This window comes from Candidatus Nealsonbacteria bacterium, from assembly GCA_026396195.1.
Taxonomy (GTDB): Bacteria; Patescibacteriota; Minisyncoccia; order Minisyncoccales; family JAGGXC01; genus JAPLXH01.
On sequence record JAPLXH010000005.1, the window covers coordinates 70,234 to 87,108 of the forward strand.

Annotated in this window: 23 protein-coding genes; 21 read left to right on the plus strand and 2 right to left on the minus strand. The window is 33.2% G+C overall.

Annotated elements, in window-relative coordinates:
• Positions 1-95 precede the first annotated feature (95 nt).
• Positions 96-608 carry a CPBP family intramembrane metalloprotease gene (locus NTU58_01445; protein ID MCX6764350.1) on the minus strand — a complete coding sequence of 171 codons (513 nt, stop codon included), beginning with the start codon at positions 606-608 and terminating at the stop codon, positions 96-98.
• Between the two features lie 121 nt (positions 609-729).
• On the opposite strand from NTU58_01445, the gene NTU58_01450 reads away from it, so the two are divergent.
• From NTU58_01450 to NTU58_01500, 11 genes are all read left to right on the plus strand, one after another.
• Positions 730-990 carry a hypothetical protein gene (locus NTU58_01450; GenBank protein ID MCX6764351.1) on the plus strand — a complete coding sequence of 87 codons (261 nt, stop codon included), beginning with the start codon at positions 730-732 and terminating at the stop codon, positions 988-990.
• 123 nt (positions 991-1,113) lie between these two features.
• Positions 1,114-1,290, plus strand: a complete 177-nt coding sequence (locus NTU58_01455) for a hypothetical protein (protein ID MCX6764352.1) — start codon at positions 1,114-1,116, stop codon at positions 1,288-1,290.
• Between the two features lie 422 nt (positions 1,291-1,712).
• The gene (locus tag NTU58_01460) at positions 1,713-1,871 is read left to right on the plus strand and encodes a hypothetical protein (GenBank protein MCX6764353.1); all 159 of its coding nucleotides are present in this window, start codon (positions 1,713-1,715) and stop codon (positions 1,869-1,871) included.
• Positions 1,872-1,987: 116 nt separating this feature from the next.
• Positions 1,988-2,260 (plus strand): hypothetical protein, encoded by a 273-nt coding sequence (locus tag NTU58_01465; protein MCX6764354.1) that lies wholly within the window; start codon positions 1,988-1,990, stop codon positions 2,258-2,260.
• A 134-nt stretch (positions 2,261-2,394) separates the two neighbouring features.
• A complete protein-coding gene (locus tag NTU58_01470) occupies positions 2,395-2,754 on the plus strand; it encodes a hypothetical protein (GenBank protein MCX6764355.1) in 360 nt (119 codons plus the stop codon).
• A 48-nt stretch (positions 2,755-2,802) separates the two neighbouring features.
• Positions 2,803-3,399 carry a hypothetical protein gene (locus NTU58_01475; protein ID MCX6764356.1) on the plus strand — a complete coding sequence of 199 codons (597 nt, stop codon included), beginning with the start codon at positions 2,803-2,805 and terminating at the stop codon, positions 3,397-3,399.
• Positions 3,400-3,511: 112 nt separating this feature from the next.
• Entirely contained in the window at positions 3,512-4,195 is a 684-nt protein-coding gene (locus NTU58_01480; GenBank protein MCX6764357.1) for a hypothetical protein, read from the plus strand.
• A gap of 170 nt (positions 4,196-4,365) precedes the next feature.
• Positions 4,366-4,851, plus strand: a complete 486-nt coding sequence (locus NTU58_01485; GenBank protein MCX6764358.1) for a hypothetical protein — start codon at positions 4,366-4,368, stop codon at positions 4,849-4,851.
• A gap of 238 nt (positions 4,852-5,089) precedes the next feature.
• Positions 5,090-5,764: a hypothetical protein gene (locus tag NTU58_01490; protein MCX6764359.1), complete on the plus strand. Its 675-nt coding sequence runs from the start codon at positions 5,090-5,092 to the stop codon at positions 5,762-5,764.
• A 9-nt stretch (positions 5,765-5,773) separates the two neighbouring features.
• Complete coding sequence (locus tag NTU58_01495) at positions 5,774-6,097, plus strand: hypothetical protein (protein ID MCX6764360.1); 324 nt, start codon at positions 5,774-5,776, stop codon at positions 6,095-6,097.
• A gap of 40 nt (positions 6,098-6,137) precedes the next feature.
• Complete coding sequence (locus tag NTU58_01500) at positions 6,138-6,503, plus strand: DUF3307 domain-containing protein (GenBank protein ID MCX6764361.1); 366 nt, start codon at positions 6,138-6,140, stop codon at positions 6,501-6,503.
• A 106-nt stretch (positions 6,504-6,609) separates the two neighbouring features.
• Here NTU58_01500 and NTU58_01505 read toward each other — a convergent pair whose 3' ends face one another.
• Entirely contained in the window at positions 6,610-7,122 is a 513-nt protein-coding gene (locus NTU58_01505; GenBank protein ID MCX6764362.1) for a hypothetical protein, read from the minus strand.
• A gap of 134 nt (positions 7,123-7,256) precedes the next feature.
• Here NTU58_01505 and NTU58_01510 point away from each other — a divergent pair, with 134 nt between their 5' ends.
• From NTU58_01510 to NTU58_01555, 10 genes are all read left to right on the plus strand, one after another.
• Complete coding sequence (locus tag NTU58_01510) at positions 7,257-7,682, plus strand: hypothetical protein (GenBank protein MCX6764363.1); 426 nt, start codon at positions 7,257-7,259, stop codon at positions 7,680-7,682.
• A 197-nt stretch (positions 7,683-7,879) separates the two neighbouring features.
• Positions 7,880-8,206, plus strand: a complete 327-nt coding sequence (locus NTU58_01515; GenBank protein ID MCX6764364.1) for a hypothetical protein — start codon at positions 7,880-7,882, stop codon at positions 8,204-8,206.
• Between the two features lie 34 nt (positions 8,207-8,240).
• Positions 8,241-8,624, plus strand: coding sequence for an SET domain-containing protein-lysine N-methyltransferase (locus NTU58_01520; protein MCX6764365.1), 384 nt, complete (start codon positions 8,241-8,243; stop codon positions 8,622-8,624).
• A 294-nt stretch (positions 8,625-8,918) separates the two neighbouring features.
• Complete coding sequence (locus tag NTU58_01525; protein ID MCX6764366.1) at positions 8,919-9,560, plus strand: GDSL-type esterase/lipase family protein; 642 nt, start codon at positions 8,919-8,921, stop codon at positions 9,558-9,560.
• A gap of 85 nt (positions 9,561-9,645) precedes the next feature.
• Complete coding sequence (locus NTU58_01530; protein ID MCX6764367.1) at positions 9,646-10,593, plus strand: DUF4349 domain-containing protein; 948 nt, start codon at positions 9,646-9,648, stop codon at positions 10,591-10,593.
• Between the two features lie 737 nt (positions 10,594-11,330).
• A complete protein-coding gene (locus tag NTU58_01535) occupies positions 11,331-11,711 on the plus strand; it encodes a hypothetical protein (protein MCX6764368.1) in 381 nt (126 codons plus the stop codon).
• Positions 11,712-11,798: 87 nt separating this feature from the next.
• On the plus strand, positions 11,799-12,230 hold the full coding sequence (locus NTU58_01540) for a hypothetical protein (protein MCX6764369.1): 432 nt from the start codon (positions 11,799-11,801) through the stop codon (positions 12,228-12,230).
• 81 nt (positions 12,231-12,311) lie between these two features.
• On the plus strand, positions 12,312-12,878 hold the full coding sequence (locus tag NTU58_01545; GenBank protein ID MCX6764370.1) for an MBL fold metallo-hydrolase: 567 nt from the start codon (positions 12,312-12,314) through the stop codon (positions 12,876-12,878).
• A 15-nt stretch (positions 12,879-12,893) separates the two neighbouring features.
• Entirely contained in the window at positions 12,894-13,097 is a 204-nt protein-coding gene (locus tag NTU58_01550) for a hypothetical protein (GenBank protein ID MCX6764371.1), read from the plus strand.
• Entirely contained in the window at positions 13,084-16,737 is a 3,654-nt protein-coding gene (locus NTU58_01555) for a putative Ig domain-containing protein (protein ID MCX6764372.1), read from the plus strand. The genes NTU58_01550 and NTU58_01555 overlap by 14 nt, the downstream gene beginning before the upstream one ends.
• Positions 16,738-16,875: the final 138 nt, after the last annotated feature.

Genomic DNA, 16,875 nt, shown 5'->3' on the forward strand with positions numbered 1-16,875 from the left:
GGATTGGGCGGAAGTGAGCTTGCCGAAAGGCTCGTCCTGAGTCCGTCGAAGGATTTGAATTTTTTAGGAAATAAAAAACTGGTTTTGAAACCAGTTTAAGATTTTTTTGTATAGATTATTAAAAAGCTTACGAAAACAGCGAAACTGTTCAGCATTGCATGCAATATCATTGCGGCAAGAAGAGAATTCGTCAAAATTACTAGTATCCCCAAAAGAATACCTAAAAATGCAGTTACAATTATTGTTTTAATTATACGTATTCTATTGGGAAGTATCTTCCATCTGTTCTTGTCTATTATTATTCCATGAGGCACTCCAAAGATAATTCCGCTCCAAAATAGCACCATTAGTAAGCTAGTTAGAGAAAGCCCCTTGAAAAACCAGAAAATTGGACCTCTGAAAAAAAGTTCTTCTAAAAGAGGAGCTAAAATTATTACTTCAAGTACATGAAGAACAGTGAAATTAGACTTTATTTTTTCCTCTCCTTTTGCACCACATTTATCAGCGATAATGCCAATAAAAATATTTATTCCTACTCCTGCTATAAAGAAAAGCACTATTAACCGCCAAATTTCAATCGTTAATGGGCCAAACCAAGTTTCAATCAATTTTTAACCCTCCACTAAACTATTTGATACTATAAAAAAAATATTATTTAGTCAACTTTAAGCGGGTAAATTTTTATTGACAAATAAGTTGTTTAAGATAAAAAGATAGAGGAGGTAAATTATGGAAGAAGGATGGGTCAAATGGGATATACCTATTTACGGCTCTACCGTTAAATGTTATATTCCTAAGTTGACCAAAGAAGAAAATAAAGTTATTTTCGAATGGTTAATGGAAAAGTTTATAGACAGAAAAGGTTATAGAAGGGACGACGACATAATTTCTTTTAATTGTTCAGGAGCCGGAAGCAGAGTAAATGAATTGGCTACGCAAGTAAAGAATATGTTTGAAGGATTTATTTTGTGTCGTTCCCTTTATAAATAATTTTTTTGAAATAATTTTCTAAATGCGGTGGCATAAAAATATTATCACCGCTTTTTTATTTTTTCGCTCAGCGGGATTTGACAAATAATCAGTTTAGGGTAAAAAGATGAAGGAGGCTAAAAAATGGAAGAAGATTTATGTGACAGTTGCGGGAATTTTGATTGGGACTGCGATTGTTGCAGTAAAGGACATGACGAAGAAATAATCCAAAATCTTAGTAAAGGTGGAATAAAAAATTGCGTAGATTATTTTAAAGTAAAAAAACATAAATTTTATTTAAAAGGTTATATTATTAAATAGAGGTAAAATTTAAACCTCTTTTTTTATTCGGGCAATCTATGAACGAGGAATTAGTGTTTTTGTTTGACAAAATTATTATAAAATATAAACATTAGATAAGGAGGAAATCAAGAATGGTACAAGCATATATTTGGCCGGTGATTGGAATTGTCTTAGTACTAGGAATAATTTATACGGTAGCAGGAATATACATGCGTTTGAATAAGAAAAAAAAGATTTTAACCACCATAGCACTTTTTATCACAGGAATATCGCTCATCATTATATCCGTAGTAACAATCCTGATATCTATTTAAAAATAATATACGCACCGAAAGTCAAATGACAATTAGGTGCTTTTTTTATTCGGGCAATCTATGAATGGGGAGTTATTTTTGATAGAATAAGATTAGTAAATTAAAAAAATAACAAAGGCGAAATGAATGACAATGTTTATTAAAATCGGGCATTTTCCAACAATAGTTATACCTCTGAAAAACGGTATATATGTTTATAGCTTTAGAAAAGCATATTGGGATAAAAAAGAGCTTGATTATTTGCGTAAATGGAAAGAAGAATGGGGAAGAGGAAACAATTTTTAATCATTGAGGCGAACACGCCTCTTTTTTATTTGAAAAATTTTATTATTGACTTTTTTCTATCAAAGTATAAATTTACAAAAGAGGGAAAATAGTTCTTTCCCAAGGAGGATATAAAAATGGTACTTAACCCAATAACAAAAAGGGTAGAAAAAGATCCGGTAAAGTTTACCAAAGGAAAGCATACGGTCAGCATTCAGTCGTATCATAGCGGATTTGTGGCTTATCTTCCGCATCCGGGTTGCGGGCTTTGCGGTGGAGATCTCCGGGGATTGGGAGTTGCTTTAATTGAAGCAGCTACTCGCGTTGATTATTTAAACAGACTACACGAAGATGGAAAGATGAAAAGCATTGATTTTCCTGGAGAGGAAATTCCCGTTAAATCCATATAGCTACGAGATATTAAAAATAACAGGTCAAAAGATAAATTTTTTGCACCTGTTTTTTATTTGAAAAACTACTTAGAGAAGCGGTTTTTTTGACAAATGAATTTTTTATGATAGGCTTTTTTTAGGAGGGTTAGCTCATGAAAATTAAATATGAATGCGAGGTGTGTGGTTTACAATCCGACAATAAAGAAGAGATTGAAAAACACGAAGCCCAAGGAAGGCCGGCTACCAAGTTTTCGCCTAAAGAAAAAGTGGAATTTTTGCGCCGGGGACTAAATGAAGAAATGATATGGGCAAAAGGAATAATACTAAGAATAGATTTTATGAAAAATCATCTTTACACTTATACCGTTGTAACTGACCACGAAGAAAAATTAATTTCTCACGATATGAATTTGTATCGTATGTTTCCCGAGCAACGAGGATATGAAGAGCATCAAAGCACCGCAGCACAAATCATGGTTTTTGAAGAAAACATCCGTCCCAGAGGAGTCTGAATATTCAGACTCTTTTTTATTGACAAATCGATGAGTTGGAGTAAAAAGATGAAGGAGGTTGAAAAAGTGGAAAGTTTAAAAATTAAAAATCCCGCAATGGGAGCAAAGATATTATTTGATATGGGCAGAGCAGATCAATTAGAAAAAGGGATGTTAATCGATGAAATTCTCGCTCTATTTATTCAGTCAAAGCTTAAAGAAGAAATAAAAAATACAATACAGGAATTACACGAAAAAGGACTTATTCGCTTTAGATCCGGGAATATTATTCTTACGTCGGAAGGCTATGATCTGATACAAGAAGAACAAAGAAAAGCAGACGAAGAAATGAAAAGACGTACAAAAAAGATTGGATTGAGCGTTAGCCGTTGCGTAGCAGATATTTGCATGGGCAATGTAAAAATTGAAGATGTATCAAAGATTATCGGCGGAACAGCATGCAAAGATGAAGAAGATTGGAACGGAGCAATTGACCTGTATAAAAGAAGTATCTGGAGCGAGTTTCCGGAAAAAGCCGAAGAAGCAATCAGAAAAATGATTGCCGAAAAACGAATTGAACAGCCAAGATTAGAAAGAAAACCGCATCCTAATATTAAATATGGGATTTGGGTTACAGACGAAAAAGAAATTCTTTGGAAGCCTTAAAAGAAAAATAATATATTGTCCGTTCGTATATTCAATGAACGGGCTTTTTTTATTTACCCCGCCAAGCGGGGTTTGAAAAATTTTCAAAATAGCGGTAAAGTAAGGGAAAATTATGCAAAAAGAAGCTAAGGAAAAAATTAAAAATCTTAAATCTTTAGTTAATTTCAAAAATGAGCTTAAGGAAACTCGTACACTTATACATGCTCTTGAAACGCAGGTTATTGCAACTAAAGAATTCTTGAAAGTTACTAAGGCAAAAGAGAAGCCTGGATATGAAAAATTTCAGAAATTTTTAGAAATTACCGACAAGCAAATCGCTAAACTACACGAATTAGGCTTTGTAGCGCTTTTTGCAAACTTCGAGTGTTTCATGTTTGAGTTTTTAAAAGATCTTTTCAGAAGACATACTCACTCCTTTCAATCAGATAAAATAGCAAAATTCGAAGATATTAAAGACTTTAAAACCGTCAAAGAAGTCAAGGAATATTTTATAGACTCTTTTGCTATTGAAAAATCATACGACATCGAAACATGGACAAGTTTCCTTAATCAGCGCTTTGGCATAATTATATTTAAGAACAGAAAAGACTTGCTTCGCTTTAAAGCACTTAATTCTATTAGGAACTTAATACTGCACTCAGGGAGTAAAACTAATGTAAAATTTAGGAACGAAATGAGAAATTTACTGAAGACGCCTGTTCCTATAGGCAAGCCCTTTAAATTAGACATGAAAAGGTATTTCGTTGTTTTACATAGTTGTTTACAGATATTAATTAAAAATATTGAAAAGAGTTAGCGAGCGAAACGCGTCAGTGGAGAAATCTGAAATCGCTTAAGGGGCGGTTTTTAGTTTGAAAAATCTTTAAAATAGCGGTATGGTGAAGGAAAGAAAAATATGCAAGATATAAAAATTATTGAAAAAAATAATTAACAAGTAAAATCTGTTTGGAAATTAAAAAATTTAATATGGGAAAATTTAATTTCAAAAACGAAGACGATTTTCAAAAAATAAAAAGTGAAGCCGAAGAATTTTATGGCACAATCAATGATATTTATTGTCCTTATTTAAAAGAAAAAATCGCTTTTAATGTAAAGGGATTAAAACATTTAAAATTTATTTCGGATAGACAAGCTAGGCCAAGAAAAGATCAATATTCAAGACTGAAACTTATTCGTTTTGCTCCAGAAGTTTTAAAATTATCTCATACTTTACAAGGAATCTGGCGCATAAAAAGGTTTGAATCACAAAAAACAAACAGCAGATGGGAACAAGTCTTGAAAGACGTAATATATTATGAATTTATCGCAGTTATAGAAAACATAAGAATAAAAGTTATTATTAAAGAAGTTTTGGGAGGAGAAAAACATTTTTGGAGTATTATTCCTTTTTGGGGAATTGACAAAATGACAAGCAAGAGAATTTTACATGGTGGCGATCCAGAAATTGACTAAACTAAAAAATACCGTTTTTTTCGGTATTCTTTAGTGGTACTTGGGTACAGCTTGGATATAGCCGTGACAGGGCCAAGGCCCTCCAAGCACCAATTTCAATATAACACAAAACATTATGTCAATCAAGATTTATCCCCAAGTATCTTTGTAAATAAAAAAGCGGTGTTTGGGTCTGAAATACTCAACTTAATCTTATAATATTTACTCCATAGATAGAATTCCTACTGGAATTCTATCTATGGAGACCATTATTGTCAATACCAAAACAACGATTTGTAAAAATAAAACAAATTTTGAAACGGTTTCAGTAAATGATTTATTAGAAAATATGAGCATTTTAATTAGATATATTATAGCACAAAAAAGCAAAAAAATAAAGAAAAATAAACCGAAATTAATAATAAATATGGACTATAAAAAGTATTATGATTTAGAAAATTATTTATTCGGAGAGGTAAAAAATAATTTTAAAAAACATGGCTATTTAACGCCAGAAGAATTTTTCTGTATCGTTATTTGGAAAGCAAATAGAGCAAAAAGCAAAATAAAAGATAAAATTTTTAAAAAAGGAGAAAATTTAAATAAAAGTATTAAAAAATTAACTAGTCAAATTTTTAAAGCATCGAGCAATAAAGAAAAATTAAGAATTTTATTAGAAGATTGGGAATTTGGTCTTCCCATGGCTTCAGCTTTATTAACGGTTTTGTATCCTAAAAATTTTACAATTTATGATGTAAGAGTTAGAAATCAGTTTGGCATAAAAGATTTTTCCGGTAGAAAAAATCAAATTGAAAAGTATTTTTCAGAATTTCTACCTAAAGTGAAAAAACAGTCGGGTAAAAATTTGAGAGAAAAAGATAAGTATTTATGGGGGAAGTCTTTTTTTGAAGACCTTAGGAAATTTTTAAAATAACTAAAATTTATGTCAGAAGAAATAAAAAAAATATCAGATTCTGAATTAGTTAATAAGGCTGAACGTGGTTACAAAGATATTGCTTACGCAGAACTTATTAGAAGATTAATAGTGGCACTTAACAATTCAAGTAAAAGCTCAGAAGAATACAGCAAGAGAAATTTAATTCTTTCTGTTGCCTTATTTTTTATTGGATATATGCAGTTAATAACAACGATTATTACAAGTCAAATTTCTAATTTTAATAAGATTGCTTTATTTACAATTATTATAATTTCTATTTATTTTGTGGTTAATTGGCTGCTTAAAAGCGAACGTGAAATTAAATTATAAAAAATAACTAAGGGCAGGAATTTAGCTCGATTTTAAAAATATGCATCAATTAACTCTTTTTGAAGCGTTTTTTATAACCCATTTCGTAATGGATTGGATTTTTCAATGGAAATGGGAGGCAATGAACAAATCAAAAAATATTTTTGCTTTATTCTTCCATTGTGCCGTTTATACGGTGGGGTTTATTCCCGTATTTTCGTTATACAAAATTAATTTTTTATGGTTGTTATTAATTTTCATTAGTCATTTTATCTTTGATAAAAGAAATTTTGAGGTTTGGATTTTAGAAAAATTCAAAGGGTTTAAAAAAGAAGGGGACTTAGAGCCATTTTGGAATATTGTATTAATCGGAGTTGATCAAACGCTTCATTTAGTCATTTTATCCTTTATTGTTATTTTTTCTTAAAACTTAGTACTTCGACGGGCTCAGTATCTTCGACCTGAAGTTAAAAATCGACGCGTAAAATAAAAAATCGCCTCAGAAATTTATCTTCATCGGCGATATTATTTTTTTATCCATATAGGAAGTCGTCTTTGTGTTTTACGCCCGCTTGTTCTTTAATTTGATTGATATCGGATTGAAAAGTATTTCTTTCTTCCTGCTCGATTTGGATTGCTATGTGTGTAATATTCCGCATTGCCACTTTGCCCATTACATACCATTTTTTGACAATTTCCGGCGGTTCCGGCCATAAAGATTCTGGCATTTGATTTAATTTTTTGAGATCAAGCGTGGAAAAGTGATTAATTAATTCTTCAATTTCCGTGTCATTGAGCTTTATTTGCGCAATCCTACTTAGTTCTTTATAGAAAGAATTAAAAACTCTGTCATAGATTTTTTTCTGCATTTCAATGTGCCGGATCGTTATTTTTCGATTTAAATCGGCAATGGGATTTGCAGCAGCTAATTCATTATTATATTCCGGAAGAACGCTAATAATCTCATCGTAATTCTCGGTTCCTTCGAATATTTTGTTTCTTACAACTTCAATCAAACTATCTAACTTTTTCTGGTCTATAGGCATTTACACACCTCCAGCATCAAAGTATAATATTTACCAATTTTTTGTCAATTAATATTACAATGAATTCCGGCGGTTTTTTGGTAACTATTGACAAATTATATAATTAGTATATAATTTATAAAGGTGAATTAAGTATGGTGGTCTTTAACAAAGCGCAAATAAGATGTTTTAGCAAAATCGAAGAAAAACCTCTCTCCATTTATGAAATTGTGGAAAGGATAAACGCAGATGGTATGAGCTTGGTATCGAGCACTCATATATATTTTACTTCCATAATAAACTTTGAACGTTTAGGCTTGGTAAAAGTAAAATATAAAAATAATGACAACGACGTACTTTCTAGAAGCCACTATAAAAATATGATGTGCCGATTAACAGAAAAAGGAAAAGCGATAAAACAAGCAACAGATAAGGTTTATCCAACAATTAAAAAACTGGACGAGCAGGTAGAAAACCTACACGAGGAAATATATTTAATTTATAAAAAATTTGATAAAAAAATTAAAACATATTTCCTCTTTTTTTTAATCGCCAAGCGGGCGGTTTTTTGTTTGCGCTGAGCCGGCCGAAGCGTTTACGCTGAGTAGTTCGATTATTAACTCACTACCTAACGGCTTTTCGAAGTGGTCCTCCCTCGCTTCCCGATAAATCGGGATTTCATCCCAAAGCGGTTGGGATTCAACTTGAGAGCTACGGACGGACAAAGTATAATAAATTAAGTCGAAAAAATTATAATTAAACAAAAAAAATTTAAATTATGCCAAGTTTAATTTATATACTTTTAGCCGGGTTTGTCGGCGGGATAATGCGAGGTTTGGTAGGGTATATCAAATATCGCAGTTCTTATAAAGATATTGCGTTTAAGAAAGGCTATTTTTCATCTATGGTGGCAATTTCCGGCGCCGTGGGATTAATGGCTGCCTGGGTAACCCAGGATTTAGGCATTAAATTTTTGGGACTGCCAACTATCACTCCAGCTATAGCTATAATTATTGGTTATGCCGGAGGAGATTTCATTGAAAATATTTTCAAGATTTTAACCGGCAAAACCTCGCTTTATCAAATGCCAACTATTAAAAAATAGTTTTTACTCATAAATTTTTCGGCGGATTACTAAAATGGAAGATGTAGTCGTTAAAAAATCTAAAATACATAAGAAAGGAGTTTTTGCTAATAGAAACTTTAAAAAAGGTGAAGTTGTTATTAAATATCATCTAAAGAACTTAACCGAAGAAGAGTTTAATAATTTATCAGAAAAAGAAAAACACTATACTTCAAAAGAAAATGGAGAATATTTATTATTTCCATCGCCGGAAAGGTATGTAAATCATTCTTGCAGTCCCAATACTAATCCTATTAATAAATGCGATGTTGCGATTAAAGACATTAAAAAAGGTGAAGAAATAACCACAGATTATTCAAAAGACAATGTTCCTGGTTTAAATATGAAGTGTAATTGCGGCAGTGAAAATTGCAAAGGAATAATTAAAAATAAGATCTAACATTTTCACTAAGAAAAAATCGCTAATCCTTCGGGGGTACTCAGGACAGGGAGGCGGTTTTTTGGTTAGCTATTGACAAACTTTATAGATATGCTATTATTCTAGTAGTCCTTTAGTATTTCTCAATACTCTATTGTCCGAATGCACAATAGAGAACAAGGCATACTTTTAACGCTGCAATATAATATCGCCCCAAAAAATATTAAATTATTTAAGGGGCTCATCTTTTTTTATCGCCTAAAAAGCGGTTTTTTTGTTTACGCTGAGTCCGTCGAAGTGATATAATAAAATAATATGGCTAAAATTTTTATTTTTGGAGACAGTATCGTTAATGGAATATTAGACGAAAAAAGCGGGGGATGGGTTCAGAGACTCAGGAGTTATTTAGATGAAAAAAATTTATCTAATCCTGATGTTGAATATATTGTTTATAATCTTGGTGTTTCGGGAAATAATACCAGAGATTTATTACAAAGATTTGAGTTTGAGACAAAAAAAAGATTAGATGAATTTAAAGAAGAAACGATTATCATTTTTGGAATCGGAGTAAACGATTCCCAGTTCGTTCTTAGTCAAAATAGCCAGAGAGTCCCGCTTGAGGAGTATATTAAAAATCTAGATGAATTATTGAACAGTGCTCGAAAATTTTCTGATAAAATTTTGTTTGTCGGATTAACCCCCGTTGATGAAAAAAGAACAACTCCGATTCCCTGGAACGAAGATAAATTCTATAAAAACGAATACGTTAAGAAATTTAATGATTCTCTAAGATCTTTTTGCCAAGAGAACAAAGTTTATTTTATTGAAATTTTTGAAGAAATGATAAAAATGAATTATTCTGAATTGCTATACGATGGCCTTCATCCGAACTCAGAAGGGCACGAAAAAATATTTGAAATTGTGAAAGATTATATTATCAAACATAAAATAATTTAAAATTATCCAAAATAATTTTTTAGATATTATAAAGTTTATAATTAGATTCTTAAAGGTCGATTAAAAAATTAATTTTATTATTTCAATGACATTAATAACATTAAAAGATTGGATAAAAAATCATAAATTAGTTACTTTGGTAGTTGCGGGAATAATTGTAATTGGTTTTCTGGCTTCTATAATGCTTGTTTCTTTGGGTAGTTCTAGGTCAAAAAGCAGAATAGCAGTAGAAGAAACCGGATATGCTGATTATTTGGGGACCGCAAAAAATACCCCTTCTTCAATGGAATCTGCTTCCGGATACGAAATAGAGGTTAAAGAGGGGTTGATGACAATAAAATCTAAAAACGCAGAGGAAGATTTTAACAAAATAGAATCCATGGCAAAAAGTTACCAAGGATATGCAGAAAGAAGCAATAAATCAATCACTAATTTATATGTCCAGCTTAATTTGACTTTAAGAGTTCCCTTGGAAAGCTTTACTGATTTAGTTGAAAAATTAAAAAAAGGATTTGATGTAGAATCTTACAATATAAATGACTACCGAATTTCGATTGGCAGAGAATTGGATGAGCTTCAAATTTTGAACCAGAGCTTATCTGACTACGAAAAAATAAGATATGAGATAAATGGAATGAACATAGGAAAGGATAAAATAGATTTATTAATGCAATTAACTGACAAAGAATTATCGTTAAAAGAAAGAGAAAAGACATATCAACGCATGGTTTCTTCTAAAGAAAGGCAGGGAGAATATGCCACCCTCAATATTAATCTTAAGGAGAAAAAATCTCCTACTATTTGGCCAGAAAACGTTTTAGATCAATTCAAGGACCGATTAAGAAACGCTTTGGAAAATACCTTAGATATATTGAAAGACTTAATCGGTGGTTCAATTGAGATATTTTTCAGAGCTATTCAGATTGCAACATATATTATTATCGTAGGAACAGTTGTTGCATTTTTTTACCGCTTGGGTAAAATATTATTCAACTTGATTACTAAAAAAACGAGAAGAGAGAATGTAGATTAAAAAAGAATAAATTTAAGAGCGAAAAAGTCCCTGTTTAAGCGGGGACTTTTATTTTATTCATCCAATCTATGAATAAGAAGCTAATATTTTAAAAATCGCCAACTTGAGCGCCTGCCTGCCGGGAGGCAGGGTTTTTTGGCTTGACAAGGAGATTAATATTATTAATATAGATTTTAGTTCCATACAATTTTAAAAGGAGTGATTGAGAAAAATGATTAAAGATTTGTTTAAATTCAGCTCGGCTGTTTTATTATTATTTGGTGTAAGTTATTTTATATTCTTGATAGCTTATACAATAATAAATAAGACGGATATTATTTTTGTTATAATCGGATTTTCGATGATGTTATTAATAATATCGGTGCCAGTTCGCAATATCTTCAAAAAGCGTGGGTAAAATACTCGCTTTTTTATTTTTCAAACTTCCATCAAAAAATCGCCTGAACGGCGGTTTTTTTGGTCCTCCTGCTTCCCGATAAATCGGGATTTCGTCCTGACAAATCGGGACTCAACCCCGACTTGGTCGGGATTTCGTTTCGACTCAACTTGAGAGCTTCGGACGGACGCAGTCCTCCTTCGCTTGCGAGCTTCGGACGGACGCAGTATAATAAAAATGCAGCAGAATAGGACTAATGTTCTGTTTCGCGGCAACCAGAAGCTCTTACTCTCAAAAGACAGAGCTTTTTGGTTTGACAAAACGTCTTTTTTAAAATAGTATTTTATTCGGAGGGTTTGAAGTGATAGATGAAATAGATATAGATATAAAAATTGCTGGGAAATACCAAGAAACAATAAAAATACCCAGAATATTTACCTCAGAAGATCGCCCCGGCAACAAGAAGGAGATAGCTCTTTGTTACAAAAAGGGAGAAAATTCCATAAAAGACGCGGTATCTTCTCGTCTTTTAGAGAAAATCTTAGAAGAAGAAATTTTCTCCGACGTATTCACGGAAACAGTAAGTTTGGCAGGGGAAGAATATCTTGCTTCAATAATGAGCATATTCGGCAGTAGGAACCAAGAGCAAGCGAAAAATATCTTACAATATGTCGTAGAAAGGTTTGACCAAAGAATGCCGGAGGCTATCTCAGCTTTTGATAGAATTTTCAAACGAGGCTAAAATTATAAAGCCTCTTTTTTATTTGACAAATAATGAATTATTTACTATAATTTAAACATTGAAAATTTAATATGGAGAGAAAGAAAAATGGATAAAAAAATAAAATTTAACAGAAACGCAGCAATAATAATTACAGTCATATGTTTAGCTCTATTATGGCTAGAGGGCTGTATAACTATTTTCGGAGCATCAGATAGTCAAAAGGATTATGCCTTAAAACACCCAGATGGTCCATTTCCCTTAACGGTAAAAACCGGAAAAATAGAGGGGAAGGTTGCAGAAATTGAACTGCATAAAGTATCCCTAGATCCATGGGACGGAGAATCAAAAGGATTTCAGGTCATGACTCTGATTTTCGTCAACAACGAAAGCATAGATTCTATTAATGTTTACAGATATGCAGAAAGAGATGTAAATAGTTTTGATTGGTATGGCTATTTCTATCCTTTAAAATTAACCGAAAAGAGATTAATAGTTTACTATGAAGGGGGCTCCATAGTAAGAACAGAAGTGTCTTGAAAAGACACTTTTTTTATTTAATCGCCAAAGGGGTGATTTTTTGATAGAATAAAAGAATATAAAATTATAAAATATAAAAACATGACAGAAGTAAAAGTTTTAATTGAAGGTTATACAACAGCTGACTCAGCGGCTTCAGGTGGAGAAGAAAAAACATGCGCGACAACTACATTGGTTAGAAACGGAGACATTGTTATGGTTGTTGATCCCGGAGTATTAGAAAGCCAAAAAGTATTAATTGATAAACTTAATAAAGAAGGATTAAATATTAATGATGTTAATATTGTTTGCATTACTCATTCGCATATTGACCACTATAGAAATATAGGAATGTTTCCCGAAGCTAAAACTTTAGAATATTGGGGTTTATGGGATAAAAATATATGCAAAGAATGGAAAGAACAATTTACTAAGGATATTAAAATTATTAAAACTCCCGGTCATAATTACGACAGCATAACTCTTTTAGTTAAGACAGAAAAAGGAATAATTGCTATTTGCGGCGATGTTTTCTGGAAAGAAAATTTACCCGAAGATGATGTTTATGCTAGCAATAAAGAAGAACTAAAGAAAAGCAGAGAAAAAATATTAAAAATAGCTGACTGGATAATTCCCGGTCACGCCGGAATGTATAAAGTAAAGAAATAAGCAAAAAATAAATATATGATAAGAGATTTTGAAAAAGCGCCAAGCGCAAGGTCTTCCTGCTTCGGTTGTAAAAAAGTAATTGAAAAAGGAGGAATAAGAGCAGTAGAAGATTATGTTTTTGGAAGGTATCTTGCCAAAAGATATTATTGCTTAAATTGCGCTAAAAAATTAATAAAAGATTTCTTGGAAGAAGCAGGGAAGTATATTGATTTTAAATAAATATATAAAAAAAAATAATTTTTTAATTCTGTTAGTAATTATATTTTTAATAGGATTAAGCAATGTAGCAATTGCGGCTCCTTCTATAAATTTTGTTCCACCTACCAATCCTGATGGAACGACCATAGCAGTTAATTGGACAGAAATTAATGCTTCATTAGCTGAAACAAGTCTTAATTCTTTTAAATTTAGCTGGAACTCGCAAGATTATTATGTTTATGATAATTCTTTAATTCTTGTAATGAATTTCGATAATAATTCTGCTATAGGAGAAAATTCTTCTTTTTTCGCAGATGTTTCTTCTTATAACAATAACGGAACTTGTTCAGGCCAGCAGTGCCCGAGCATTACAACAGGAAAACATGTGAATGGATTATATTTCGACGGCGTTAATGATTTCGTGAGCTGTGGGACCAGCGCAAGTTTTAACATTACCAATGCGATTACGATCGAAGCTTGGGTTAAATACGAAAACTTGTCCGGATACGCCAGAATATTAGGTAAATCGAGAACCACTGCCTATGCTTTGAGAATTATGTCAGGAGGTAATATAGAACTGGCTGCGAATTTTGGCGGCGTTGCTCAACAACCGGCATGGTCATCCAGCGGTTTCAACCAGGGAGAATGGGCTCATGTTGCAGTTACCTACGATGGCAGCATAATTAAGTACTACATTAATGGCGAGGAAGCGGGAAGCGCAACTCCTAATCCTGCCGGTCCTATAGCAATTAATAATAGTCCATTAGTAATCGGCGCTGAAAGTCCCAGCGGAACCTATTATTTTAACGGTTCAATAGATGAAGTTCGTATTTATAATCGAGTTCTTTCCGGGACAGAGATTAAATTACTTCATCAAGGCGTTTTAAGTAAACTTTCTACTAACCAATGGAATTTCTATGACAAAATAACAAATATTATAGAGGGTACTTATTCCTATTCTGCAAAAGCTATTAATAAAAATGGAGAACAGGGCTCAACCGAAACAAGAACATTGAATGTTGACTTTGCTCACGATATTACAGGCTCATTAAACGCCGGAGGATTTGCCGGGCAACCTTTTGAATGGGATTATTCGTTGTATATACAAAATCCGGGCGGAATAACCGCGATCAGTAACGACCCCACGCATATTTCCTGGAATGGTTTAACCGCAACCATGAATTATTCAACGCCTGGGAATTACAATGTGCAACTAACTTTTAGTCCGCCATTCGGCGAACCGATTGTTAGAACAGTTGTTATTAAAATTGTGCAGAAACAGGAATGGCAAGAAATGCCAAAAGTAATGTGGACAGATACCTTTAATGAAAACGCAAGAGATGGAAATGTAAACGCACAAAAAACAGTGCAAGCAATAAATGATTTAGGAGCAAATACTCTCGTTTTTCAAAAGCTAGCCAGTCAAACAAGTTATAATAGATTTATAAATTTTTTGAGTCAAACCCAGGGAAGCGGAATAAAAGTATGGGCTATGCTTCCACATAACTGCGATGATTATTATGGAACTCAATGTTATCTTTACGGAGGCGATTATGAGGCTTGGGCAGAACATTTTGCTGCGCTTTCTATGCAATATCCGAATCTGGAAGCTTGGACAGTAGATGATATGCATCCTCTTTCTACACAATTCAATTTGGCCTATGTTAAAAAGATTGTCCAGGCAGGTAAGAGAGTTAATCCGAATCTTAAGTTAATTCCAACTTTTTACTTTCATAGCGAACTGTCTTTTTTTGACCAGCCGGAATGGAAAAAAATAATAGAAAACACATTTATGTGGTATTGGCAATCTTATACGGGTTCACCGAGTTTGCAAGAACTGCAGGGATACCTGAATCAAGCCAATACCAAGATATCGCCATCATTGTTTATTACCGGTATATACCCAATGAAAGAAGCAGAGATTCCTTACGAAAAAAATTTTACAATTAGCATGATAAACACGGCAACGCAAAACTCAGATGGAATAGCACTCTACAATCTTCCTCTTTGGGTTTACGACCTTGACTATTTTCACCAAGCCACGATATTTCAACAGCCCCAAAATGACAATTCATCATTTCAGTACAAACTAAATAGTCCCAGTTGTTTAGGAACTTATGTGGGTTGGTATCAAGAAATAACCCAGAATATTACTCTTCCTTCAAATATAAATAGCGCAAGCATTTCTTTCGAAGCTAAAGACGATAAAAGCATCAGTAATACTACCGGCTATCACTTTAAGCAGTTAGTTGTTAATAATCAGGTTCTCTGGGATACTGATATCGCTCAAGACGGCACCAACATAGATACCATTACCAGAGACATTAAGCCTTATCTTTCCGGAAATCAAGCAACAATAACTATTAGACTTTACGACAAACAATCAGTGTCATGTTTTGGCGTCGGTTTATATCTTAGGAATATTCAGCTTACTGTTAACGGTGCTCCGGTTACAGGCAACTGGCAGTTTCAAAGCGATATAGAAAATATTTCTAAATTTGTTCAAGTCTATAATATAGCAAAAGAAATTTTCAATACTTCATTTTCTAACCAACCGCCAGTTCTAGGCTCCATAGGTAACAAATCAGTGAATGAAGGTTCACTTCTTCAATTCACGATTACAGCTTCAGATCCTAACGGAGACACTCTGACATATTCAGCTTCCAATCTTCCCATCGGAGCAACCTTCAATCAAGCCACTCACGTTTTTTCTTGGACACCCACATACACTCAATCAGGAAGCTATCCTAATGTGTGTTTCCAAGTATCTGATGGCAGCCTGACCGATTCGGAATGTATTACTATTACGGTTAATGATTCTTCTCAACCTTGTACTGTTTGTGGTTTGGGAACACCAACTATCAATCCTTCTTCTCTTCAACAAAACCAATCCTTCACTATTACCTGTTCAGCTAATGCTCTAGGTTATGACTGTATCAATGCTTATGTAGGCACCACTCAATGTACTTACTCTAACTGGTTAGGTAATAATGTTATTTTCAATTGTTTGGGCCAAACAGGTGGTAATTACACTACCAAATGTAAATCTTCTCCTGGCACTCAAAGCAATTGCTGTTCTGATGAAAAAACGTTGAACCTTACTGTTCAAACACCAGCGCCTTATTGTGGCGATAGTTCATGCAATGGCAGCGAAACTTGTTCAACCTGTTTTCAGGATTGCGGCAGCTGCGGCGGAGGTGGAGGCGGCGGAGGTGGCGGTGGCGGCGGCGGCGATTCAGGATATACTTCTTCATCCCAACCCATTTCATCAACTTCAACAGTTCCCGCTAATATGACCAACGCCGAAATTAAAGCCAAGATTGCGGAACTCATAGCCTTGATTGCTAAACTCCAAGCCTTATTAGCCCAAATGAAAGGTTCAGGAACAACAAGCATTGCCATTACTGAAATACCCTTGAACTTCAGATTTGAAAAACCTCTTTATCAAGGTTTAACCAACCAAGACGTAAAATACCTTCAAATTTTTCTTAAATCTCAAGGCGTAAATATTTCCACAACTGGTTACTTCGGTCCTGTTACCCGTCAAGCTGTAATTAATTTTCAAATTAAAAATCAAATCATCACTTCTCAAGTTTCGCCCGGAGCAGGACTGGTTGGTCCCAAGACCAGAGTTAAGATTAATGAGGCGATTAGAAGATAAAAAACTTTAATTGTATAATATAAATCACCAACCTCAAGGTCTTCTTGATTCGGTTGTAAAAAAGAAATGAGCAGTATTATTTTCTGCTCAAGTTATAGTATTATTGAGTACATATTTAAATGTGCAAAGGGGAGGAAA

Bases quoted from the DNA above. Each gene is read 5' to 3' on its own strand.
- NTU58_01470 (MCX6764355.1), top strand. From the start codon at position 2,395: ATGAAAATTAAATATGAATGCGAGGTGTGTGGTTTACAATCCGACAAT.
- NTU58_01545 (MCX6764370.1), top strand. From the start codon at position 12,312: ATGACAGAAGTAAAAGTTTTAATTGAAGGTTATACAACAGCTGACTCA.
- NTU58_01465 (MCX6764354.1), top strand. From the start codon at position 1,988: ATGGTACTTAACCCAATAACAAAAAGGGTAGAAAAAGATCCGGTAAAG.
- NTU58_01480 (MCX6764357.1), top strand. From the start codon at position 3,512: ATGCAAAAAGAAGCTAAGGAAAAAATTAAAAATCTTAAATCTTTAGTT.
- NTU58_01490 (MCX6764359.1), top strand. From the start codon at position 5,090: ATGGAGACCATTATTGTCAATACCAAAACAACGATTTGTAAAAATAAA.
- NTU58_01510 (MCX6764363.1), top strand. From the start codon at position 7,257: ATGGTGGTCTTTAACAAAGCGCAAATAAGATGTTTTAGCAAAATCGAA.
- NTU58_01450 (MCX6764351.1), top strand. From the start codon at position 730: ATGGAAGAAGGATGGGTCAAATGGGATATACCTATTTACGGCTCTACC.
- NTU58_01500 (MCX6764361.1), top strand. From the start codon at position 6,138: ATGCATCAATTAACTCTTTTTGAAGCGTTTTTTATAACCCATTTCGTA.
- NTU58_01525 (MCX6764366.1), top strand. From the start codon at position 8,919: ATGGCTAAAATTTTTATTTTTGGAGACAGTATCGTTAATGGAATATTA.
- NTU58_01540 (MCX6764369.1), top strand. From the start codon at position 11,799: ATGGATAAAAAAATAAAATTTAACAGAAACGCAGCAATAATAATTACA.
- NTU58_01515 (MCX6764364.1), top strand. From the start codon at position 7,880: ATGCCAAGTTTAATTTATATACTTTTAGCCGGGTTTGTCGGCGGGATA.
- NTU58_01505 (MCX6764362.1), bottom strand. From the start codon at position 7,122: ATGCCTATAGACCAGAAAAAGTTAGATAGTTTGATTGAAGTTGTAAGA.
- NTU58_01520 (MCX6764365.1), top strand. From the start codon at position 8,241: ATGGAAGATGTAGTCGTTAAAAAATCTAAAATACATAAGAAAGGAGTT.
- NTU58_01460 (MCX6764353.1), top strand. From the start codon at position 1,713: ATGACAATGTTTATTAAAATCGGGCATTTTCCAACAATAGTTATACCT.
- NTU58_01550 (MCX6764371.1), top strand. From the start codon at position 12,894: ATGATAAGAGATTTTGAAAAAGCGCCAAGCGCAAGGTCTTCCTGCTTC.
- NTU58_01495 (MCX6764360.1), top strand. From the start codon at position 5,774: ATGTCAGAAGAAATAAAAAAAATATCAGATTCTGAATTAGTTAATAAG.
- NTU58_01485 (MCX6764358.1), top strand. From the start codon at position 4,366: ATGGGAAAATTTAATTTCAAAAACGAAGACGATTTTCAAAAAATAAAA.
- NTU58_01530 (MCX6764367.1), top strand. From the start codon at position 9,646: ATGACATTAATAACATTAAAAGATTGGATAAAAAATCATAAATTAGTT.
- NTU58_01455 (MCX6764352.1), top strand. From the start codon at position 1,114: ATGGAAGAAGATTTATGTGACAGTTGCGGGAATTTTGATTGGGACTGC.
- NTU58_01475 (MCX6764356.1), top strand. From the start codon at position 2,803: ATGAAGGAGGTTGAAAAAGTGGAAAGTTTAAAAATTAAAAATCCCGCA.